The sequence below is a fragment of the Pseudoalteromonas sp. PAB 2.2 genome, assembly GCF_001938575.1.
Classification (GTDB): Bacteria; Pseudomonadota; Gammaproteobacteria; order Enterobacterales; family Alteromonadaceae; genus Pseudoalteromonas; species Pseudoalteromonas lipolytica.
Genome location: NZ_LYPI01000014.1, coordinates 15,100 through 37,041 on the forward strand (window position 1 = coordinate 15,100; position 21,942 = coordinate 37,041).

The following is a 21,942-nucleotide window of genomic DNA, read 5'->3' on the forward strand; positions in this document are numbered from 1 at the left end:
ACCATACTAAAACTACTGACACATCAGAGCTCAGCCAGTAGTTCGATAACAATAACATTCTTTAGGGAAAAACTATGAAGACTCCATTTAAGCTCAGTGTGAGTGCTGTAATGGTCGCAAGTGCGTTGGCACTTTCTGGCTGTAACGACGAAGCGCCTACTGCGAAAACAACGACCACGCAAACACCACCCCAAGCAACAGCACAAGATGCAGATAAATTTATCGCAGAAACAGAAAAAGAATTAAGTGCACTGTTTTTAGAATCGAGCCGTGCTGAATGGATTTACGCAAACTTCATTACTCATGACAGTGCTGAGTTATCAGCAGAAGTTAATCGAAAAATGACTGAATCGGTTGTGCGACTCGCTAACGAAGCAGCCAAGTTTGACAGTATAGAGCTTGATTACGATGCGCGCCGAAAACTCGATAAACTAAAGCTAGCTCTCACATTGCCTGCACCTCAAGATGCAGCAAAAACTGCTAAGTTATCACAGCTTGTGGCTGAACTCGGCGGTATTTATGGTAAAGGGAAATATTGTAAAGAAGAGGGAAGTTGTTTAAGCCTAGGTGAAATGACCGCTAAAATGGCCACCAGCCGAGACTACAACGAACTACTCGATTTATGGCAAGGTTGGCGACAAGTATCAAAACCTATGCGCCCGTTGTATGAACAACAGGTTGTGCTAACCAATGAAGGCGCTAAAGAGCTAGGTTACGCAGATACAGGTGCAATGTGGCGAAGCAAGTACGATATGCCTGCTGATGATTTTGCCAAAGAACTCGATCGTATTTGGAGTCAAGTTAAACCACTTTACGAATCGCTTCATTGTCACGTTCGTGCAAAACTGGGTGAACAATATGGTGAAGATAAAGTACCCCAAGACCAACCAATCCCAGCACACTTATTAGGCAACATGTGGGCACAAACGTGGGGCAATATCTATGATGTTGTTGCGCCTGAAAACGCAGATCCTGGTTACGATGTGACAGCATTGCTTGCTGAACACGATTACGATGAACTAAAAATGGTTCGCGGTGCAGAAAAATTCTTTACATCAATGGGATTCGCACCACTTCCTGACACGTTCTATGAACGTTCATTATTTATAAAGCCTCGTGATCGTGATGTGTTGTGTCATGCCTCTGCATGGAACATCGATAGTAAAGACGATTTACGAATTAAAATGTGTATTCAACGCACAGGCGAAGAATTCTCAACTATTCACCACGAGTTAGGGCATAACTTTTATCAACGTGCCTACAACACTCAACCGGTTTATTATCAAGAAAGTGCGAACGATGGTTTCCATGAAGCAATTGGCGACACCATTGCCCTCTCGGTAACGCCGGGTTACTTAAAAGAAATAGGCCTGTTAAATGAAGTGCCTGATGAGTCTAAAGATATTGGGCTATTAATGAAAATGGCTCTTGAGAAAGTCGCCTTCATTCCATTCGGCCTGCTTGTCGACCAATGGCGCTGGAAGGTATTCTCTGGCGAAGTAACACCTGAAAACTATAATAAAGCATGGTGGGAGTTACGTGAGAAATATCAAGGTGTGCAAGCGCCAATCGCTCGAAGTGAATCAGACTTTGATCCCGGTGCAAAATACCATGTTCCAGGTAATGTGCCTTATACACGTTATTTCTTAGCCCATATTTTACAGTTTAATTTCCACAGAAGCCTTTGTGAAATTGCGGGCAACGAAGAAGCCATTCATCGCTGTTCTGTGTATAACTCTAAAGAGGCTGGAGAGAAACTAAATGCAATGCTTGAAATGGGCTCGAGTCGTCCATGGCAAGAAGCACTTGCAACCATTACCGGTAAAGAACAAATGGATGCCACTGCAATCTTAGATTACTTTGCACCATTACAAAAATACCTTGATGAACAAAATAAAGACCGTAAGTGCGGTTGGTAAACAACCTAAAGCAAAAAGCCCGCATATGCGGGCTTTTTCATATCATCAAATAAATGATTAGAACTGCAGGCTAACGTTTGCGAAGTATGCATCGTAATCTGAGTCATCCCAGTTGTTTGCATAACCCACTTTTAAGCCCACATTTTTGTTGAAATAATGTTGAGCACCAAAGCTGTAATCATCTTCTTTGTTAAATGTAACAAATGCCGATGTTGCTTTTGAGAAATAGTAGTTAGAACCTAACTCCCATGAACTACCTGCATTATCAGTATCAGAGATAGTCCCTTCAACCGTTAAGTAATTACCTTGTTTAAGGTCCATGAAGTACTTCGCATTCACTGCGCGATAATCAAAGTCATCATCTGCTGTTAATGTGAAGCCCACGTAATCTGTGCTGTTTAGCTGGTGATTGTACTTAAGATCAAACATCACCGAATTTTCACCGTCTTCAACGTCGATGAATGTCGCTTTTAACAGAAGGTTCGGATTCAAGAAATAACCCGCAGATACGTTAAATACATCTGTGCTCGAACCATAGTCATAATTGTTATAGCCCGCACCGAATACGAAATCTTTTACAAAGTACTCACCGCCAAGACCCGTCACATCACCAAAGTCATCATCAGCATACGAACCATACACGTTGGTTGTTTTGTTGATGTATTCAAATTGATCATACGGACCTAATGTCGTCTTTGGAGCAAAGTAGTAAGTTGAATCAACACTCACAGTGTCGTTGCCATCGGTGTCCATATACCCTAAATGGCTAATTGATTGATAACTATCCGCAGCAGTCGCGGCAGTTGACAGAAGCATACTTGAAATAATAACTGCTAACTTTTTCATAAACAGATTTCCCTATTAACATTGTTTTATTGCTATTAAAAACTAGCCTGTTGGCTAATGTGGGCACATGCTAACGTGAGAAAACTGAACAACAACTTAACTAAGCGTTTGTTTTTACTATACTAATTGTAATAAAGCGTCGACAAATGTAAAGAAAAAGTTGGCTTAAACGGATGTTCAAAGCCCCCTTTTTCTAGAAAAGAACAAGCAGTTCAGTACCTTATATAGAGAATTGGCTTATAATTTTATAAACTTCATTAATGTTATCTCCGGCTTTAAAGTCTTTAGTGATTGGTGTTGGATCTGACCCAACCCAAATTTTCAACTCCGCATCTAAATCAAAATGACCGGCACTTTCCTTACTAAACTTGGTGATTTTTGAATAAGCAATACTCAAAATTTCCATTTTAGAACCAGTAACACCTTGTTTATCAATAAGGATTAGTCTTTTATTGGTAAAGATAAACATATCGCGTACAACCTTATAGGCTTTTTGTACGCTTTCTCCTTCAATTAATGTATTGGCAATTAAATGCTCTAAGTCACTGTTATCGACTTCGCTTGCATTCCCCATTAACCCACTTAATAGACCCATGATTAGCTCTCCTTATTAAATATTTGATTTTCAAGTGTATGACCATTAACCAATTGGCGATAGTGCCAACCTTGTTGATAACAAAAATGAAGAAGATTGATATCAAATGGGTCAGCGCCTTTTTCAAACTCTATAACATATTCTTTTGATTGACTCATATAGACATGGTTGACCTCTGGCAAACTTGATAGTTTGGTCTCTACCCCGTCGTATAATTGACTCAGTTGCAAAGTGATATAATGTTTGTTGTCCTGACTTGTTGAACGAGCTTGATGCTCGCTTAACACACCTTGGTCTAAATACAGCACTTGAGAGCATAAACGCTCGAGTTCAGTTAAATCATGCGAGCTCAAAATAAAAGTCGCTTCATTGCTAAGTGTACTGACAAGCTCGCGCACTTCACGCGCATGAATCGGATCAAGGCCAGCGGTTGCTTCATCTAGCATCACGATTTCAGGTGTGCCTATTAATGCTTGCGCAATTGTGACACGCTTGCGCATGCCATGCGATAAATCATCAGGGCGCTGTTTAGCTACCTCAGCCAAACCAACCAGCTCAAGTACGCGTGCGGTTTCTTTGTTGCGTACCGCATTGCTTAAGCCTTGTAATTGACCATAAAAATTAAGTTGATGTGCAATGCTAAAGCGCGGGTCCAGTTGAGCATCTTGTGGTAATGCAGTGAGCTTACCAAACAAGGCCGCACTGCCCGGTTTATGGCCCATTACCGATAAACTTCCTGCGCTAGGTAAAATGTAACCACAGAGCAAACTAAATAGCGTTGTTTTACCGGCTCCATTTGGCCCAACCAATGCCACTGGTGCCCCTTTACTAATTTCGAAACTGACATTATCGAGCGCGCGTTTGCTGCCATAATTTTTCGATAGACCTTCGCCACGAATTAATACGGTCATAATGAACTCCTTGCAAAAATACGCTCAGCCACAACTAACAAAACAGCTGTCTGCAGCAAAGGTAAACCGACACCTAACATCAGCCCTGCCCTTTGCCCTGCCATAAGGTCAATTTGATAACCTGGAAACAGATAATTTAACACCTCAAAAATAGGCCATTGCCAGCTTAAAAGACCAATAATAATGTTCCCTGCTGCAAAAAATAAAATAGCCAAAACAAAGGATAATCGTGCAGAACGTGCAAACGTATTTAAAAAACTCATTAACGCGATAAATGGCATAACGGTGATCACTAAATGCAGTAATAAAACAACACTGCGGCTAAGCCCAGATACAAATAAGCTCGGCTCTCGGTACGCTAACATCGAAACAGTGGCCATTAAGGTCACAAATAAAAGTACGGTGAGTATTAATAACTGCCCTAAAAAGCGACCTATAATTATTTCGCTACGCGTCGCTCTCAAGGATAAAAAGCGCAGTGTGCCGCGTTGTTTATCTCCCACGGTTTGGTCACTGCATAAAAATAAACAAAAACCAGGAAAACTAAACAAAGCAATAAGCCAATACACCGCAAGCTCTGATTCTGGCCAATCGAGAAGTTTACTAATTCCGATAGCACCAAACATTTGCCTCGCAAAATCGGCAAAATCTGGCGAACTTATTAAGCTAACAGATTGCGCTATGGGGTAGCGTAAAATTAATAACCAACAAATGGCAAATGCGGCAACGGCTAGTAACCCTCTTTTGGTTAAAAAGAGTCTTACAAGCTCAAATTGTGCAATTTGCGCAAGGCGTTTAGGATGTAACTGCGTCACTCATAATCCTTAATGAATTTTAATATTTAATTTACACTAAGGTGAAACAGCTTGAATTACCAGAAAAAAAGAGCCGATAAACGGCTCTTATGTAACAAAGTATATTTTCAAGTTAGAGGTGCTGCTCATAAATGGCGAGTGCTTGATCTAAATCGGCTAGCAAATCAGCCACATCTTCTAGGCCTATATGTAAACGTATCACAGGGCCTTGCGTCCAACCTGTTTCAGAACGCAGTCCTTTCATGGTTAAATTTGCCGTAACGAGGCTTTCATATCCTCCCCATGAAAAGCCCATTTTAAAATGCTGTAAGCTATCTAGAAATGCATCAATGGCTTGCTGATTACCTGCTTTCATTACAAATGAAAACAAGCCATTACTGCCATCAAAGTCACGCTTAAAGAATTCATGCCCTGGGCATGTTTCGAATGCAGGATGGCGTACATGATCAACCAATGGGTGGGTTTCAAGCCATGTTGCAACGTCAATTGCAGCTTGCTCATGTTGTTTTAATCTCACAGCCATCGTACGAAGGCCGCGCAATGCTAAATACGCATCATCTGCTGAGGTACATTGACCCAATAAATATGAGTTTTCTCTTAATGTTGGCCAATATTTTTTGTTTGAAACCGCCACACCCATCATTACATCGGAGTGACCAACAATGTACTTTGTTGCAGCTTGAATACTGATATCAACACCGTGCTCAAGTGGGCGATAATGCAAACCGTTCCCCCACGTATTATCGAGCATGGTCATCACACCACGTTCGTTTGCTTTAGCAACCATCGCTGGCACATCTTGAATTTCCATGGTGATTGAGCCCGGCGATTCTAAAAATAGCACGCGGGTGTTGTCTTTTATAAGCGCACTAATGCCCGCGCCAATGCCTGGCGGGTAGTAAGTGGTTTCTATGCCCAAGCCCGCCAGTATTTTATCGCAAAAGTCGCGTGTCGGCTCATAAGCCGTGTCGACCATTAAAATATGATCACCCGTTTTTACAAACGACAATAAAGCGTTACTAATCGCCGCAGCGCCTGATGGATAAAGCGCACAGCCTTCGCCACCTTCAAGTTCAGCGATGGCTTCTTGTAATGCAAAGTGTGTTGTTGTTCCTCGTCTGCCATAAAACAGTGTTTTATCACCCCGTTTTTTTGCTGCTTCTTTTAACTCTGCAACTGAGTCGAATACCACCGTTGACGCACGTTGCACTACCGGGTTAACAACGCCTTGTGTATAGGCTTTCTTACGCCCTGCAGAGACGAGTTGGGTATTTCTATTTATCTTTTTCATTTGTTTTCCAATCTGCTTTACAGGTTGCGCCAGTGCTCAACCAAAAATCGTGAAATAGAATCTTGTCGCGTTAGCTTAAGGTGATTGCCTTGTTCATGCCATTGCCCAAATTCATTAAGTTCTGCACGACTAAACCATCTCGCATCGTCTAATTCGTCTTTATCAACTAAGATATCTTCTGACACGGCGGTTGCCATAAAACCAAACATTATAGAGGAAGGAAATGGCCACGGTTGAGAGGCAATGTATTGAATGTCTGTCACCTCAATCCCCGCTTCTTCCATTACTTCGCGTGCAACGGCTTGTTCTAACGTTTCGCCAGGATCAACAAATCCAGCAAGCGTTGAATAAACCCCTTCGGGCCAGCTGGCTTGGCGACCTAGTAAACAGCGCTCAACGCCATCAGCAAAGGTTTTTGTTACAATCATAATAACGGCAGGATCAGTGCGCGGGAATGTTTGATGTTGGCAGGTTTGATTTTCACATAAGCGTGAATGACCCGCTTCAACCATGTTATTTTCATGACCACATCGACCACAAAAACGATGCGTTGCATGCCAAAAGCATAAACCTCTGGCAAGGGCTGCAATAGAGCCTTGTTTAAGTTCAACTTGAGGGCCTAACTTGCGAATATCAACAAATTCAGCACCATCAAGTACGGGGGCTATTACCGATTCTGGAACGTCACTTACATCCAATGCAAAATGAGCAATGTCCTGCTCATCAAGGCCAAGCAAAATGCCTTTTGATAAGTCTAAATGATCCACTTGCGATAACCGTAAATAACATACTTGCGGCGTATCTTTTACGAATAAACTTTGATTTTTATTAACCAATAACCAGCGGCTTTGCGAATTTATTTGTGCCTTCAGCCACTTAGGATCTTTGCGACGATTTGATGCACGGTCCAATGGCATTTGAGAGTAATTCAGCATGACGTTCCTTTGAAATAATTTACATCTTCTACTCTAACCATTTAAAGAAACTACGTTTTAGTATCCTAAAAAGGTTCGTCTACGAAATTACCATAAGCTGATGATAAACCCAATTTATAACGGGCATAAAAAAAGCCCAAATGGGCTTTTTTATGCTCTCTCACAATTTTACAAGCTCGCTAGGTGTGCCTGTAATTTTTGGTTTTCAGCCTCTATGTGCTGATAAAACGCCAAATCTTCTAATTTACTTGCGGCAGCTTTATCGATAATAATCACTGCATCTTTGTGTAGCTGCAATGCTGATGCTGGGCATTTCGCCATTAATGGGCCTTCAACCATCGCATGTACAGCATCGGCTTTACTTTCACCTGTAGCTAGCAGCACCACTTTTTTAGCGTCGAGAATGGTGCCAATCCCCATCGTAATTGATAAATGAGGCTGGTATTCGCCCTCAGCAAAAAAACGCGCGTTATCATCTATCGTTGCTTTAGTCAGTGTTTTAACACGTGTGCGTGATGCAAGCCCTGACGACGGCTCATTAAAGCCAATGTGACCGTTACGACCAATGCCCAGTAATTGCACATCGATGCCGCCCGCATCGACAATTTTTTGCTCGTAGTCTTTACACGCAACCAAAGGATTCTCTGCATCCCCTGGCGGCACATGCGTATTGGTTTTATCGATATCAATATGATTAAACAGCTGCTCATTCATAAAGTATCGGTAACTTTGTGGATGCTCACCTGTTAAACCTAAGTATTCATCTAAATTAAATGTTGTCGCTTGGCTAAAGGAAATATCACCCGCTTTATTTTTAGTAATGAGTTCTTGATATAACGCAACAGGTGTTGAACCCGTTGCTAGACCAAGTACTGACGCTGGCTTTTTTAATAATTGTTTTGCAAAGATGTCAGCACCATAGGCTGCGACTTGTGCGGCATCATCAAGAATCACTATTTGCATATCGATTAGCTCTAATTTTAAGTTGGAAAAAAATGGGATCTAAAACCCAACCACACGTGCAATCTAATTGGGTTTTAGATCAAGCCACTGCCAGGATACGGTACAGTGACTACAACCATTATGACAACGCTGTCATTATCACTTTTAGATTTAAGTTTGTAAAGTAAAAGTGAATAAAAAATAACTGTTTTCGACAAAAATATGGGGCTATTTTGTCATACACTCACGAAAATTTTGCGGCGGTACATCCAATGTAACACCAGCATTTGAACGGCCAGTAATGCAATAACACTCATTAAAGGCTGCCATATTTCTGGTGTTGAGCGGATCACTCCACCAAACACACTTTGGCTTACATAACCCCAATTCACCAAACTTGATGCCAAATAAATAATAATTGAATTAGCACCAATGATCACAAATGGATACGCTGCTCGCTGGCCTGGCAGAATATCCACCAGCGCGTAAAACACAGCAAGTAACATCGCACTCCAGCCAACAGTGACCAATACAAATGAACTCGTCCATAATTCTTTATTTACCGGAAAATGTAAGTCCCATAACCAGCCTAAACACACACAGATAACCCCTGAGGCAAACAGTATCACCGACATTTTCCATTCACCCATTTGCTGAGCTCGGGCAATAAGTTGGCCTGCAAACACACCGATTAAAGCATTAACAATCGCTGGAACATTCGACAGCACGCCTTCTGGGTCAACGACACGGTTTTGATAGCTAATACCTGGTAATAAATGTGCATCAAACCATGCATTCCAACTCCCCGCTGCAGATAAGTCCCCTGCACTGCCACCGGGTACCGGCACAAAGCACAAAAGCACCCAATAACCGACTAAAATAGACAATGCCGTGATAACTTGAGTACGCAGACTCGTGTGCCACACTAGCATGGCACAAAAAAACCACGCGATCGCAATGCGGCCAAGTACACTGGCATAACGGATTTCATCAAGCGCCACAGGCATGCCTGTGCCCCAACCATGATTATACAAAACCCCTAATAGGCACAATAATAACAAACGTTTAGCTGCCTTACGGTAATACACTTTACGCTCATCCCAACTTAAGTGGTCAATGCGCTTCGGTGCAAGCCCCATAGCAACGCCTGATAAGAAAATAAATAACGGGAAAATTAAGTCATAAAAAGTAAAGCCATGCCAGGCACTGTGCACAGTATGTGCTTCAAATACTTTCCAGCCAGTCCAGCCTGTTAACACAAATAGCGCTGCGAATATCGACTGACCACCTAATATCCAAAACATGTCCATGCCACGAAGCGCATCTAATGAGGCTAAACGTTTTTTTGTAGGGTGTGTTGTTGTCATGTTATTACCTCGAATACAAAAAGCCCCGCGATACAACGGCGGGGGTTTTTACCAGGGAAGTTAATTACAGCGCTTTACCAGCAATAAAAGTAGCTGTCACACATTGATGCTCATCAAGTACGACAAAATCGGCATCATAGCCTTCTAGTAAGCGGCCTTTTTTCTTTAAACCGAGGTACTGTGCAGGATACAGTGACGCCATGCGTAATGTTTCCGCTAAACTAACATCTAAGGTATTCACGGTGTTTCGCACCGCGCTTGCCATGTCTAATACACTGCCCGCCAACTCGCCCGTCGTTGAATTTAAACGATCACCTGTTCGAATTACTTTTCGACCATCAAAAAAATCAAATTCCATATCATTTGTACCCACAGGTGGCATCGCATCTGTGACTAACATGATTTTCCCACGTTGCTTGGTACGAATTGCCAACTTGGCTGATGATGGGTGTACATGGTGACCATCAACAATCAATCCGCACCAGCTGTTATCATCCCAAAGTGCGGCACCAACAACACCAGGCTCTCGAGAAGTGAACGCTGACATAGCATTAAATAAGTGTGTAAACCCATCGGCTCCCGCAGCAAGTGCTGCATTAGTTGTCGCAAAATCAGCATTCGTGTGACCAATAGATACTTTTACACCACACTCGATTAAACGAGCAATGTCGTCGGTACTGACACTTTCAGGTGCCAAGGTCACCATTTTTATACCCAAGTCTTGACGTGCATAAATCGCAAATTCTTGTTCTGTTATTGGTCGAATGAATTGCTCACTGTGTGTGCCTTTTTTAGGGAATGATAAATGTGGGCCTTCAAAGTGTATTCCTAGTACCCCAGGTACCCCCTCAGCAAGTGCTTTGGCTGTTGCATCAGCCGCCATCGCCATTACTTCGACTTTATCGGTGATCAAGGTGGGCATCAGTGCCGTAGTGCCAAATTGACCATGTGCTTTCGCTATTCGGTCTAAGCATTCTGTTGTTTGCTCAGCATTAAAGAAGGCACCGCCTCCTCCATTCACTTGTACATCAATGAAACCCGGAGCGACTAAGCCATCTAATTCAATCGCATTATCAACAGCATCAACAAATGTCATCACCCCATTTGCAACACTAAAAAAAACATTTTCTAAAAACTCGTCACCGGTAAACAATGACGTAGCATGATAAGTAGCCATTACAGAGCAACCTCTTGATTTTGTTCGAGCACTGATTGTTGTGCGAAATACACAGCGCCCATTTCTGGTGGCTGAATAGGCGCTTCTACGCGTTTTGCTATCTCGGTATCAAGCCATTTATTAAGGGGCTCTGCTAGGCCACCAATCATCGATAACCGAGGAGGCTTATTTTCAAGTAAACGGTGCGCTAATTTACTCACATAATCAGCACCATCTTGAACGATAGCAGTGGCAACCGCATCGCCATTATTAGCAGCGTCAAACACATAGCGCGCTAGTTTTGCATAACTACTTGAAGGCTGTCCCGACATTTGCTCAACAATACCCATCGCATTTTCAGCAGAAAAATGTTCAGTAATCACTCTTGTTAAGCTCGTTGAAGGCCCTAAGCCATCTAAATTAAGTAATGCGGCTTTAATTGCTTCTAAGCCCATCCATGCGCCACTTCCTTTGTCACCTAACGCAAAACCGTGGCCACCAAAGTTAGTCGTGCGACCATTTACGCATGAAAAACCACATGAGCCCGTGCCTGTAATAATAACAGCGCCATCACTGCCCTCATGTGCCCCTATACACGCGGTGTGTAAGTCGGTCGTTAAGAACATTTGTTTGAATGGATGATCCCATTCCATAATTTTATCGTAAAGGCTCGGAAGATTTACACCCGCTAATCCTAAACCAGCATAAAGTTGATGAACCGTTTCAAGGGGTAATCCCGCGTCTCGAAGCGCAAGCTGTGTGGAAACCATGATTGATTCAAGTGTGCGTTCCAAACCATGTAATGGATTCGCTGGACCACCCAGGCCGGTTCCTAATACACCCTGTTTAACAGAGTAGATAGTTGCTCGACATTTCGTTCCGCCACCATCAATACCAATAAACAACTGGTCCTCACTCACACTCTTCGCCATCATTTAACGACCCCTAACCTTCGTTTAGTTTTTGTCTCAATCGCACTTTTTTTCTTATCTGAATGCGAAATCATCTCGACCCATGTTGATTTAATGTTACACAACAAATGACAGCGTTGTCATTATATTTTTTATAAAAATTAGCATTAGTTTCATATTTATTCATAATCCACTGAATTAAATGGCTTTATTTAAAGGTAAGAAATTTTAATTCTCCACCAAGGATGGCTGATAACGCTTTCATTCACACCTTTTTTGGCATAAATCTGGTTTTGACAAACCACGTTTCCTTTATTTGTAATCAGTGTAACTCATGTTAGCTTAGCTGAAATAATACTTTATTTAAATATTTTATTTATTATGGAATAATTTTTCTTCACTTACCGAGCAACAAAGAATCATCAATACAATGAAACTCAGCAGCAGCGTGTTTAAGCACATCGGCTGTAAGGTATTCAGCGCCATACACATCGCAAGGAATGTGGTAGTTGTGTGCTAGGTGACCAAGCAATAAGGCAAAGTCACCATCGCCGGAGAGCAAAATCATTTTATCGAGTTGTTTTGCATGCTCAAGCATATCAATGGTGATACCAACATCCCAATCCCCTTTTGCGCTCCCATCGCGGCGTTGAATAAAAGGTTTAAGTTTTACCTCAAAGCCAATCGCACGAAGAATATTTTGAAACTGAGACTGTTTCTCATCACCGCGATAAATTGCATACGCAATCGCGCAATCAATCTGATACCGTTCGCTCATTTTCGCCCAGAAGGCATTGTAATCAAAATTCTTTTTATAGCTCTCTCTGCAGGTATAATAAATATTCTGCACATCAACAAAAATGCCGACTTTTGGCTTATCAACTGCTTGCATACTGATTCTATTCTTAGTGGTTTGATCACACTGTAGCATATCTTGGTTGAAATTTACGAAAGAGTAACCTAAATTGGTTACATAAAACAAAGTAACCGAATTTGGTTACTTATCGCGATGTAACCGAATTAAGTTACTTTAAAAAGGAAATCCATAATGATAGCGGTGATCAGTGGTGATTTAATTAAGTCACAAAAAATCCCCCAGCAAGAATACGACGCGATGCTGTATCAGCTTGATCAGAGTCTACGCTTTATTGCTAATTGGTTCGACGCTGACTATACCATTTACCGCGGCGATGCTATGCAACTGCATCTAGCGACGCCTGATACAGTATGTTGTGCGGCGATACTTTTATATTTGCAAATGAAAGCCGCTAATTATGAGCTCAGACAAAGCCTGGCCATTGGAAAGGTTGATAATCCACGGGCTGATATAAAAACAGCCACAGGCAGTGCCTATACTCTATCTGGCAGGGGGTTAGATAATATGGGCCATCAACGACTCATTTTACAAATAGACAATCAGCCCCTTGACGAGGGTTTTTTACTCAATATTGAACTAATTGAAGTATTACTTGAAAAAATGAGTCAAAAACAAGCAAATGCGTTGTTTTATTATTTAACAGCAGAACACAACAATCATGCCGAACTTGCTAAAGAACTCGCAACAAGCCGAGCCAATGTCACAAAACTTTTAAATTTAGCTCACTACCAATTAATTGAACGTTTTATGCAGTACAGCCAAACCACACTCAAAGGAATGACAACATGAGTTTTTCATTACTTATCGTAAGCTTAGTTTTAGCGCATTTAATTGCCGACTTTTACTGGCAACCCATGAGCTGGGTGCATGACAGAAATACACGCCACTTTCGTGCCAGTAAACTTTACTTACACGTGCTCACCCACGGTGTTAGCTCATTTTTGGTGCTATTACTTTGGGAGTTTAATTATGGTTGGCAAGCACTTTCAAGCGTCGTTATCGCCACGGCAGTAATTATGGTTACACATTATGTAATCGACCTTGCTAAATCTTACTCAAGTAAAGGCGTGGTTCCTTTTATTGTCGACCAACTTGCACATTTAGTTATCTTGTTATTGCTGGCTATATGGTTAAGCGACAACGATGAATTTTTTACACATAGCTGGGAATGGTTGATGCAACCGGCAACATTATGGGTGCTGTGTGGCTATTTATTGGTTTTAAATCCAACAGCGGTGTTTATTCGCATGATGTTAGAGCGCATCACATCTGGCTTCAGCACCACTGGCAGTTTACCAGCCGCAGGACAAAGTATCGGCATGCTTGAGCGCGTATTAATGCTAACATTTATCTTACTGGACCAATTTGCAGGCGTTGGCTTTTTACTTGCAGCAAAATCCGTATTCCGCTTTGGTGATTTAAGTGCCAGTAAAGATAAAAAACTGACTGAATACGTTATGCTCGGTACCTTACTCAGTGTCAGCATGACTTTATTCATTGGCTTAGCGGTTAATTACCTCAAAGCAGTGTAACTTTGCAGACCCATAAAAAAACGCGCCAAAATAGGCGCGCTTTTTATTAATCAACCGATAAATTAGCTGTTATTTGAGCCACCGTTTTTAGGGCGGCGTTTGCGTTGAGCATTCCCCCCTACAGACTGACGCTTAGCCCACGGGCTTTGTGTTTGCTCGTCACTTCCTTTAGTGGCATTAGATTTTTTTCCCGAACCACCGCGGCGTGGACCTATGCCACTGCCATTGCTATTTGGTTTTTTACTATCCGACTTCGGCTTAGAAAACGGCTGTTTGGCTTTTTTCGGCTTTTTAGGTTTAATTGGGCGTGCATCAAGCTCTCTTTCAGGCACGGGATTGCTTGGTTCAAACCCCGCTTCAGTCGCGCGCGGGATCAATTCACCAATAAAACGTTCAATACCGTATAGATCAATAGCATCCTCGGCTGTCACAAACGAAATAGCATGCCCAGAAGCACCTGCACGACCAGTTCGACCAATTCGGTGTACATAATCTTCGTACACATTCGGCAAGTCGTAATTGATAACGTGCGGCAGCTCAACAATATCAAGCCCTCGGGCTACGATATCTGTGGCAACTAATACACGTACTTCGCCATTTTTAAAACCTTCAAGCGCTTTAACACGCGCACCTTGCGATTTATTACCATGAATAGCCGCGCCCACAATGTCATCACGCTCTAACTGTTTAACCAAACGGTTAGCACCGTGTTTGGTACGGCTAAAAACTAATACCTGTTGCCAATTGTTGGTACGAATCAAATGGCTCAATAGGGCTGTTTTTCTTGACTTATCAACCGCGTAAACCGATTGTGACACAGATTTTGCGGTGGTGTTTTTAGCTGCTACAGAAATCTCGACTGGGTCGTTAATAAGTCCCTTTGCTAAGGCACGTATTTCATCAGAGAACGTCGCTGAAAACATCAAATTTTGACGCTGAGTAGGTAACTTCGCAATGATACGTTTAATATCGTGAATAAAGCCCATATCAAGCATACGGTCGGCTTCATCAAGCACTAACACTTCTAAGGTATCAAACTGGAGCGCATTCTGATTATGTAAATCCAGTAAGCGTCCCGGTGTTGCAACTAAAATATCAACACCTTTACGAAGGCGCATCATTTGCGGGTTAATTTTAACGCCACCATACACCACAAACGAACTAATATTAGAATGCTTAGCATATTCTTCTACGTTTTCGCTCACTTGTAATGCAAGCTCACGTGTAGGTGCAAGCACAAGCGCGCGCACGCGATTTCCACTTGCCTTTTTGCCTTTGGCTAAACGCTCGATTAACGGTAAAGTAAAACCTGCTGTTTTGCCTGTACCGGTTTGCGCCGCGGCCATCACGTCTCTACCCGCTATAATCGCAGGGATCGCTTGTGTTTGAATAGGCGTAGGTGTTTCATAGCCTTTTTCTAAAACTGCATTAACTAAAGACTGTGATAATCCTAAGCCATCAAAACTCATAGTGTCTCTCAAATTCAAAAAGTCAGCTGAATTGCCGAAGTGCGCGCATTATACCTATGATAGCCAATAATGCATGGAATTATTTTATAACGGCGATTTATTGGTATGTGTATTAAAGACGAAAAAAGCGGCCTGAGCCGCTTCTTTCTAGTCGTTTGCTTTTACTTAACGCCTAGCTCACGTAAACGTTCTTGTAAATAACTATCGGCAGTATAGCGCTCAGACAAAACAACATCTGGACGCGGGTGAAGGAATAACGGTAACGAAATGCGTGATTTCGTTGACGCTTTACCCGTTGGGTTGATCACACGGTGAATAGTCGATGGGAAGTAACCACCTGACGCTTCTTGTAACATGTCACCAATATTGATGATCAGGTTACCAAAATCACACGGAACATCTAACCAACCGCCATCTGTTGTTTGTACTTGCAAACCTGGTTCGTTCGCTGCTGGTAAAACCGTTAATAAGTTAATATCGCCATGTGCAGCGGCGCGAATCGCACCCGGCTCTTCATCACCCGTCATGGGGGGGTAATGTAAAATACGTAAAAGTGTTTGCTCAGAGTCTGCAATCATATCTTTAAGATCGATAGAAAACTTAGCACGCACGTCTTCTGGTGCTTCAGCTTGAACCCAGCTTAAAAGTGTGGCTGCAAACTCATTGGCTAAGCGATAGTACTCACGAATTTCTTCTTCTAATTGTGCGGGCACTCGGCCTTTAGGATAAACGTGGTAGTACTCTTTAATATCTTTTACGGTAAAGCCTTTTGCAACTTCAGACACAGACGGCGGGAAATAACCATCTTGTGTTTCTTTTGAGAATAAAAACGCATGCTTTTGCTCAGAATTAAAGAATTCTTGCCAATTTTTATAGATTGATTCAACTAATGACTGAGGAATTGGGTGATTTTTTAATACACCGAAACCTGTGTTTCTTAGTGACTCAACAAATTGAGCGGCCGCATCGCTCGCTTTATAATCAACGGTAGGTAAATGTTGCATTGTCTTTTCCAGTGAATAAGGTTCTAGAAGTCTGTGCTAAGCATAGCATTTCTTCATTATAGCGCTTCGCGAGGATAGAGAAACGCAGTTAAAAATATAAGGACTTATGTCCTCCCCTACAAGCTGAGTTCCTGAAATTTGACACAGATCAACTAAACTTTATCGACTATAATACACACGCTAGAACGCACTTTAATGTGCTTATTTAGATACGTTTCAACGTAAAAGGATTGTTTATGTTCGCCAGGCTTCACCTTGTACTTTTCAGCTTACTAATGCTACTCGGTCAATATACCTTTGCAGTAGAACAGACAAGCTATAAGGTTGAAAATATTAAAGACAATATATACCGCTTTAGTGCCGGCCATTACCACAGCGCCTTTATGATCGTTGATAAGGTTGCATTAGTGACTGACCCACTCAATAGTGATGCCGCAAAATATTTAAAAAGTTATATAAAGAAAACGTTTAACGCCGACATTAAATACATGGTGTACAGCCATAGCCATGTTGACCATGCGATGGGCGGTAATGAACTCATTGATAAAAACACCACCGTCGTTTCTCATAAGTTTGCCGCTGACGATCTAAGATTGAATAAAGTGCCGACAGCCCTGCCTGATCTGACATTTACCGATACACTCAAAATCGAATTAGGTGATAGTTACGTGCTTCTTAATTACTACGGGCCAAATAATGGCCGAGGTAATGTCAGTATGCGTTTTATGCCAGCTAATGTACTTTACGTTGTTGATTGGATTGTACTTGGCCGCATGCCTTATAAAAACCTCATAGGGTACGATATTAACGGAATGCTCTCTTCCACAAAGGCCATTCTTAATGAGCCACCTTTTGCTGTGTTTATAGGTGGGCACGCTGATACTGGCAACCGCGATGATGTGGTGTCTTACTTACACTATATTGAAGACTTACATGCAGCCGTTCGCGATGGCATGTTAGCAGGCAAAAAACTCTCAACCTTACAAAAAGAAATTACTTTAGAGAAATACAGCCATTTAAAAATGTATCAACAATGGCTGCCACTAAATATAGAAGGTGTGTATAACAACCTCGTTGAGATGGGATATTTTAATTTCCGCAGCGATATTGATGCCCAGTTTTAACTGAATATCAAAAATAATTAATAGCGTGATAAAAACGCATCGAGCTCTTTGCGCATACGCTCGACCAGTACTTTTGGACCACCATCATACATATCATTATGGCGAGAACCTGCCATTGTTACTTGTGTAACAGGGTATAAAGCCAACTCTTGCTGTGTGAGCAATACGTTGTCATCTGCAGGGTAGTCACTGCCGCGTAGCGTAAGCACAGCAATGTTTTTATTACGTGGTATCAGCATACGACGATGATCAAGGGTGATCACTTTACTCACTTTCGCTGGGTAAATAGCGGCATACAAGGCTGCAATATCGCCGCCATTTGAATGCCCAAACAAGGTTAACTGGTTAAAATCATACGCAGGATAACGCCCTTTAAGTTCATTCACTAAAAACATCAGCGTTTCTACACCGCGATGCCAATTTTCCATCCGCGTCGTCATGTAAGGCGGCTCAGGACTTAAACTTGGGTCACCGTTTAATTCATGCGCAACTTCAACCGTTAAATAGCCATGCTGATGAAAAACCTGCTGCGCAAATTGATAATCTGTATGCGCCATACCGTAACCTGCGCCAATAAAAACAACGGGGCACTTTTTCTGCGCGGTGCATTTACTATCGATAGGCGTTATCGTCACTGGAATATGGCGCGATCGTTGGGTATCAAACAAAACCTCAGTTTCAGTAGCAATGGCTCTCTGTCCAAAAAGCGTAAACGCTAATAACAAAGTTATTTTTCTTATAGTCAACACTTTCTACTGCTCTAATTTATATTCTAAACTGCGTTTAACCATCGGCCACTCGCCATCAATAATTGAAAACACCACCGTGTCACGCACATGCCCATCGGCCATTACTTGGTGGTTTCGAAGTACACCGTCTTGTTTAGCCCCTAAACGTGCAATAGCATTGCGTGATGCCATATTATGCCAATGAGTACGAAACTCTACAGCAATCACATGCAGCGTTTCAAAAGCATAATTAAGCAGTAACTTTTTGCATTCGGTATTGACGGCTGTGCGCTGAAAGCGCTTGGCATACCAGGTATAACCAATTTCTAAACGGCGGTTTTTAGTATCAATATTACAAAAACGGCTTGAACCGATAACCTCGCCACTTTGCTGGTCTATAACTGCAAATGGTAATGCTCGGCCCTGAGCTTGTTGCTCAAATGCCATGGTTAAATAGTCATCAACTCGCTCTTCATTGGGCACAGAGGTAAACCATAATTTCCACAACTCACCATCTGCGGCTGCATTTACAAGTGCATCACGATGCGCTGGTGTTAATGGCACTAATTTAATAAATTTTCCTTCCAAGGAGGTGGGACTTAAATTCATGGCTTTCCTTAATCCTATTAGTAATGGTACTTAATCCACCAGCTCTATATCGAGCCCGGCGAGTAAGTCCAAAGCTGCATAACGCTCGAATTTAGCTTTACTTATATTATTAGCGGTTATATCAATAGCAAAATGGCTGGCGCCAATAAAATTAGCTTTACTGAGATTCGTTTGTTGAAACACGCTGTCACGAAAATCAGTATCAGTAAAATCAGCAGATGATAAATCCGCATGCCTAAAATCAACATCTTTGGCAAAACAGCTGCGCATTTTTAAGGCCTTTAAACTGAGTTCAAAAAAGCTGCTATGGCTAAGTTCACAGCCAATAAAACTCACAGGGGCACGGGTGGCAAGCAGCGGCCAATCAACATCTGTAAAGCGTACACTGGTTAATTTACACGCTTTAAAGCTCACCTCTTCAAGTGAGGTATACTTGAGCCCAAGCGCCGCTAAATTACAGTTTTTAAACTCGCATTCTATAAACCGACAGTTTTCAAACTGGCTGTGGCTAAAGTCGCAATCGATAAATTCGCATTGCTCAAATTCGCAATGCGAAAATGTTTGCCCTGCTAGGTTTACTTCAAAGGTGTGTTCAAAGGTGTGTTCAAAATAAAGCGAATGGCTTGTGATCACGCGCTCGTCTCAATATCTTTTTTAAGCGCCAGTACAGCAATAAATACCAGACCAAATAAAGGCATTAAACCTAACAAACCACCGATAATAGCGACAATGATAGGGGTTGTCGTTTTACGTTTACCGAGGTAATAACTCATTACAGCAAAAAACGGAACTAAAATAAGCATTAAGTAATTAATAAAGCTGGCGTTTATATTCATACCCTCTCCTTGAAATACACCATATAAAAATTAATTTAAACACAAAAAAGCCCTAAGGGGTACACCTTAGGGCTTTCATTAAAGCTTATAATTCAGTTTATTAAGAATTACTCAGCGTCTTTTGCAACCACATTAATCGCAAGCTCTGTTAACGAATCCGCATTGGCTTTGCTTGGTGCATCTGTTAATAAACATGATGCTTGCGTTGTTTTAGGGAATGCAATTACGTCACGAATGTTATCAGTACCGCATAACAGCATAACTAAGCGGTCAAGACCAAACGCAAGACCTGCATGCGGTGGTGTACCGTATTTTAGGGCGTCAAGTAAGAAACCGAACTTGTCTTGTTGCTCTTGCGCATCAATACCTAAAATTCTAAACGCTGTTTCTTGCATGTCGGCGTTGTGAATACGTACTGAGCCACCACCTACTTCATAGCCATTCAATACCATGTCGTATGCATCAGAGATTGCTGCGGCAGGGTTTGCCTCAAGCTCTGCTGGCGAAATTTCTTTTGGAGCCGTGAATGGGTGGTGAACCGCATGTAATGTACCTTCGTCGTCTTCTTCGAACATTGGGAAGTCAACAACCCATAGCGGTTTCCAGCTATCAAGGTTTGTAATACCTAAATCAACACCAATCTTAAGACGTAGCGCACCCATTGCTTCGTTAACCACGTTGCGTTTGTCTGCACCAAATAGAATGATATCGCCCGATTGCGCATTAGTACGCTCAAGTAATTGGTTAATCACGTCTTCATTTAAGAATTTAGCGATTGGTGATTGTACACCTTCAACGCCCGCAGCACGGTCGTTAACCTTCATCCATGCAAGGCCTTTCGCCCCATAAATACCGATGAATTTCGTGTAGTCGTCAATCTGCTTGCGAGAAAGCTCTGCACCGCCTGGTACAGTTAACACGGCAACACGGCCTTTTTCGTCGTTTGCAGGGCCTGAGAAAACTTTAAATTCAACGTCTTTGACTAAGTCAGCAACATCAACAAGTTGCATTGGGTTACGTAAATCTGGCTTATCTGAACCGTATAAACGCATTGCTTCGCTGTAAGGCATGACAGGGAAGTCACCTAAATCAACGTCAAGCAGTGATTGCCACATTTCACGGATCATTTTTTCTGTCATCGCACGAACTTCATTAGAGCTCATGAATGACGTTTCTAAATCGATTTGTGTGAATTCTGGCTGACGGTCAGCACGTAAATCTTCGTCACGGAAACATTTAACAATTTGATAGTAACGGTCAAAACCCGACATCATTAGTAATTGTTTAAATAACTGTGGCGACTGAGGCAATGCATAAAAGCTGCCTTTGTGCACACGGCTTGGTACTAAGTAGTCACGCGCACCTTCTGGTGTTGCTTTTGTAAGTACGGGTGTTTCGATATCTAAGAAACCATTGTCATCTAAGAAACGACGCACAAAGCTGCTCGCTTTTGCACGTAGTTTAATACGGTCACTCATTTCAAGACGACGTAAATCTAGGTAACGGTATTTTAAACGGCGCTCTTCAGAGTTTTGCTGATTAAAATCAAGAGGTAATGGCTCTGAACGGTTGATGATAGTTAAGCTTGTGCCTAAAATTTCAACTTCACCTGTTGCCATGTCTTTATTTACTTGGCTTTCAGGGCGTGCGCGAACAACACCTTTTAACTGCACACAAAACTCTTGGCGTAGTTTATTCGCAGTGTCCATTAATCCTTCTACTTCAGGATCAAAAACCACTTGAACGAGCCCTTCTCTGTCACGCAAATCGACGAAAATAAGTCCACCAAGGTCACGGCGTTTATTGATCCAACCACATAGTTCAACTTCTTGATCTACGTGAGATTTATTTAGCTGTCCGCAATATATAGAGCGCATAGTATTCCTGTCAGTTAAAGACTTATAGCCGCCTGCTCTTAAGAGTTCGCTATTTTGAGAGCAAAAGCCACTATACAAAGTAATCATTTAAGGCTGAGCATTATACCCAAACCATCTCAAAATGCGAGTGCCAGCAGTGCGCCAAGAAGCCTAAATATGCGCACTGACTTCTGAGCATTCATTTCTTTTGTTACACTA

General features: G+C 42.1%; 22 protein-coding genes. 4 read left to right on the top strand and 18 right to left on the bottom strand.

Annotated elements, in window-relative coordinates:
- The first annotated feature begins 74 nt into the window (after positions 1-74).
- A complete protein-coding gene (locus BWD47_RS13225; protein ID WP_075594114.1) occupies positions 75-1,919 on the top strand; it encodes a M2 family metallopeptidase in 1,845 nt (614 codons plus the stop codon).
- A gap of 57 nt (positions 1,920-1,976) precedes the next feature.
- Here BWD47_RS13225 and BWD47_RS13230 read toward each other — a convergent pair whose 3' ends face one another.
- The 11 genes from BWD47_RS13230 to BWD47_RS13280 form a co-directional block, all read right to left on the bottom strand.
- Positions 1,977-2,765: a putative porin gene (locus BWD47_RS13230; RefSeq protein ID WP_075594115.1), complete on the bottom strand. Its 789-nt coding sequence runs from the start codon at positions 2,763-2,765 to the stop codon at positions 1,977-1,979.
- Positions 2,766-2,985: 220 nt separating this feature from the next.
- Complete coding sequence (locus BWD47_RS13235; RefSeq protein WP_036969326.1) at positions 2,986-3,360, bottom strand: PH domain-containing protein; 375 nt, start codon at positions 3,358-3,360, stop codon at positions 2,986-2,988.
- A gap of 2 nt (positions 3,361-3,362) precedes the next feature.
- Positions 3,363-4,271 (bottom strand): ABC transporter ATP-binding protein, encoded by a 909-nt coding sequence (locus BWD47_RS13240; RefSeq protein WP_075594116.1) that lies wholly within the window; start codon positions 4,269-4,271, stop codon positions 3,363-3,365.
- Positions 4,268-5,086: an ABC transporter permease gene (locus tag BWD47_RS13245; RefSeq protein ID WP_036969330.1), complete on the bottom strand. Its 819-nt coding sequence runs from the start codon at positions 5,084-5,086 to the stop codon at positions 4,268-4,270. The genes BWD47_RS13240 and BWD47_RS13245 overlap by 4 nt, the downstream gene beginning before the upstream one ends.
- Before the next feature lie 112 nt (positions 5,087-5,198).
- Positions 5,199-6,377, bottom strand: a complete 1,179-nt coding sequence (locus BWD47_RS13250; RefSeq protein WP_036969333.1) for a cystathionine beta-lyase — start codon at positions 6,375-6,377, stop codon at positions 5,199-5,201.
- A gap of 17 nt (positions 6,378-6,394) precedes the next feature.
- On the bottom strand, positions 6,395-7,312 hold the full coding sequence (gene nudC, locus BWD47_RS13255) for an NAD(+) diphosphatase (RefSeq protein ID WP_075594117.1): 918 nt from the start codon (positions 7,310-7,312) through the stop codon (positions 6,395-6,397).
- A gap of 168 nt (positions 7,313-7,480) precedes the next feature.
- Positions 7,481-8,275, bottom strand: coding sequence for a glucosamine-6-phosphate deaminase (gene nagB / locus BWD47_RS13260; protein ID WP_075594118.1), 795 nt, complete (start codon positions 8,273-8,275; stop codon positions 7,481-7,483).
- A gap of 215 nt (positions 8,276-8,490) precedes the next feature.
- The gene (gene nagX, locus BWD47_RS13265; protein ID WP_036969338.1) at positions 8,491-9,621 is read right to left on the bottom strand and encodes a transmembrane glucosamine N-acetyltransferase NagX; all 1,131 of its coding nucleotides are present in this window, start codon (positions 9,619-9,621) and stop codon (positions 8,491-8,493) included.
- A 64-nt stretch (positions 9,622-9,685) separates the two neighbouring features.
- On the bottom strand, positions 9,686-10,798 hold the full coding sequence (nagA, locus tag BWD47_RS13270; protein WP_036969341.1) for an N-acetylglucosamine-6-phosphate deacetylase: 1,113 nt from the start codon (positions 10,796-10,798) through the stop codon (positions 9,686-9,688).
- The gene (gene nagK / locus BWD47_RS13275) at positions 10,798-11,712 is read right to left on the bottom strand and encodes an N-acetylglucosamine kinase (RefSeq protein WP_036969344.1); all 915 of its coding nucleotides are present in this window, start codon (positions 11,710-11,712) and stop codon (positions 10,798-10,800) included. Before nagK ends, nagA begins: the two co-directional genes overlap by 1 nt.
- Before the next feature lie 373 nt (positions 11,713-12,085).
- Positions 12,086-12,580: an NYN domain-containing protein gene (locus tag BWD47_RS13280; RefSeq protein WP_081759726.1), complete on the bottom strand. Its 495-nt coding sequence runs from the start codon at positions 12,578-12,580 to the stop codon at positions 12,086-12,088.
- Between the two features lie 156 nt (positions 12,581-12,736).
- Here BWD47_RS13280 and BWD47_RS13285 point away from each other — a divergent pair, with 156 nt between their 5' ends.
- Complete coding sequence (locus BWD47_RS13285) at positions 12,737-13,354, top strand: hypothetical protein (RefSeq protein ID WP_075594119.1); 618 nt, start codon at positions 12,737-12,739, stop codon at positions 13,352-13,354.
- The gene (locus BWD47_RS13290; protein ID WP_075594120.1) at positions 13,351-14,097 is read left to right on the top strand and encodes a DUF3307 domain-containing protein; all 747 of its coding nucleotides are present in this window, start codon (positions 13,351-13,353) and stop codon (positions 14,095-14,097) included. Before BWD47_RS13285 ends, BWD47_RS13290 begins: the two co-directional genes overlap by 4 nt.
- Positions 14,098-14,159: 62 nt before the next feature.
- On the opposite strand, the gene BWD47_RS13295 is transcribed toward BWD47_RS13290, so the two are convergent.
- A complete protein-coding gene (locus BWD47_RS13295; protein WP_036969351.1) occupies positions 14,160-15,566 on the bottom strand; it encodes a DEAD/DEAH box helicase in 1,407 nt (468 codons plus the stop codon).
- Positions 15,567-15,727: 161 nt separating this feature from the next.
- Positions 15,728-16,570 (bottom strand): isopenicillin N synthase family oxygenase, encoded by an 843-nt coding sequence (locus tag BWD47_RS13300; protein WP_036969353.1) that lies wholly within the window; start codon positions 16,568-16,570, stop codon positions 15,728-15,730.
- A gap of 236 nt (positions 16,571-16,806) precedes the next feature.
- On the opposite strand from BWD47_RS13300, the gene BWD47_RS13305 reads away from it, so the two are divergent.
- Complete coding sequence (locus BWD47_RS13305; RefSeq protein WP_075594121.1) at positions 16,807-17,694, top strand: MBL fold metallo-hydrolase; 888 nt, start codon at positions 16,807-16,809, stop codon at positions 17,692-17,694.
- Between the two features lie 17 nt (positions 17,695-17,711).
- On the opposite strand, the gene BWD47_RS13310 is transcribed toward BWD47_RS13305, so the two are convergent.
- From BWD47_RS13310 to aspS, 5 genes are all read right to left on the bottom strand, one after another.
- A complete protein-coding gene (locus BWD47_RS13310; protein WP_178387090.1) occupies positions 17,712-18,434 on the bottom strand; it encodes an alpha/beta fold hydrolase in 723 nt (240 codons plus the stop codon).
- Positions 18,435-18,446: 12 nt separating this feature from the next.
- Entirely contained in the window at positions 18,447-19,031 is a 585-nt protein-coding gene (locus BWD47_RS13315; RefSeq protein ID WP_074989717.1) for a GNAT family N-acetyltransferase, read from the bottom strand.
- A 30-nt stretch (positions 19,032-19,061) separates the two neighbouring features.
- Positions 19,062-19,664, bottom strand: a complete 603-nt coding sequence (locus BWD47_RS13320; protein WP_371915644.1) for a pentapeptide repeat-containing protein — start codon at positions 19,662-19,664, stop codon at positions 19,062-19,064.
- Positions 19,661-19,867 (bottom strand): hypothetical protein, encoded by a 207-nt coding sequence (locus tag BWD47_RS13325; protein ID WP_036969362.1) that lies wholly within the window; start codon positions 19,865-19,867, stop codon positions 19,661-19,663. Before BWD47_RS13325 ends, BWD47_RS13320 begins: the two co-directional genes overlap by 4 nt.
- Before the next feature lie 107 nt (positions 19,868-19,974).
- Entirely contained in the window at positions 19,975-21,744 is a 1,770-nt protein-coding gene (gene aspS / locus BWD47_RS13330) for an aspartate--tRNA ligase (protein WP_036969365.1), read from the bottom strand.
- Between the last annotated feature and the right edge of the window lie 198 nt (positions 21,745-21,942).

Coding starts and splice junctions, on each gene's coding strand:
- BWD47_RS13225 (WP_075594114.1), top strand. CDS start 75: ATGAAGACTCCATTTAAGCTCAGTGTGAGTGCTGTAATGGTCGCAAGT.
- BWD47_RS13230 (WP_075594115.1), bottom strand. CDS start 2,765: ATGAAAAAGTTAGCAGTTATTATTTCAAGTATGCTTCTGTCAACTGCC.
- BWD47_RS13235 (WP_036969326.1), bottom strand. CDS start 3,360: ATGGGTCTATTAAGTGGGTTAATGGGGAATGCAAGCGAAGTCGATAAC.
- BWD47_RS13240 (WP_075594116.1), bottom strand. CDS start 4,271: ATGACCGTATTAATTCGTGGCGAAGGTCTATCGAAAAATTATGGCAGC.
- BWD47_RS13250 (WP_036969333.1), bottom strand. CDS start 6,377: ATGAAAAAGATAAATAGAAATACCCAACTCGTCTCTGCAGGGCGTAAG.
- nudC (WP_075594117.1), bottom strand. CDS start 7,312: ATGCTGAATTACTCTCAAATGCCATTGGACCGTGCATCAAATCGTCGC.
- nagB (WP_075594118.1), bottom strand. CDS start 8,275: ATGCAAATAGTGATTCTTGATGATGCCGCACAAGTCGCAGCCTATGGT.
- nagX (WP_036969338.1), bottom strand. CDS start 9,621: ATGACAACAACACACCCTACAAAAAAACGTTTAGCCTCATTAGATGCG.
- nagA (WP_036969341.1), bottom strand. CDS start 10,798: ATGGCTACTTATCATGCTACGTCATTGTTTACCGGTGACGAGTTTTTA.
- nagK (WP_036969344.1), bottom strand. CDS start 11,712: ATGATGGCGAAGAGTGTGAGTGAGGACCAGTTGTTTATTGGTATTGAT.
- BWD47_RS13280 (WP_081759726.1), bottom strand. CDS start 12,580: ATGCAAGCAGTTGATAAGCCAAAAGTCGGCATTTTTGTTGATGTGCAG.
- BWD47_RS13285 (WP_075594119.1), top strand. CDS start 12,737: ATGATAGCGGTGATCAGTGGTGATTTAATTAAGTCACAAAAAATCCCC.
- BWD47_RS13290 (WP_075594120.1), top strand. CDS start 13,351: ATGAGTTTTTCATTACTTATCGTAAGCTTAGTTTTAGCGCATTTAATT.
- BWD47_RS13295 (WP_036969351.1), bottom strand. CDS start 15,566: ATGAGTTTTGATGGCTTAGGATTATCACAGTCTTTAGTTAATGCAGTT.
- BWD47_RS13300 (WP_036969353.1), bottom strand. CDS start 16,570: ATGCAACATTTACCTACCGTTGATTATAAAGCGAGCGATGCGGCCGCT.
- BWD47_RS13305 (WP_075594121.1), top strand. CDS start 16,807: ATGTTCGCCAGGCTTCACCTTGTACTTTTCAGCTTACTAATGCTACTC.
- BWD47_RS13315 (WP_074989717.1), bottom strand. CDS start 19,031: ATGAATTTAAGTCCCACCTCCTTGGAAGGAAAATTTATTAAATTAGTG.
- BWD47_RS13325 (WP_036969362.1), bottom strand. CDS start 19,867: ATGAATATAAACGCCAGCTTTATTAATTACTTAATGCTTATTTTAGTT.
- aspS (WP_036969365.1), bottom strand. CDS start 21,744: ATGCGCTCTATATATTGCGGACAGCTAAATAAATCTCACGTAGATCAA.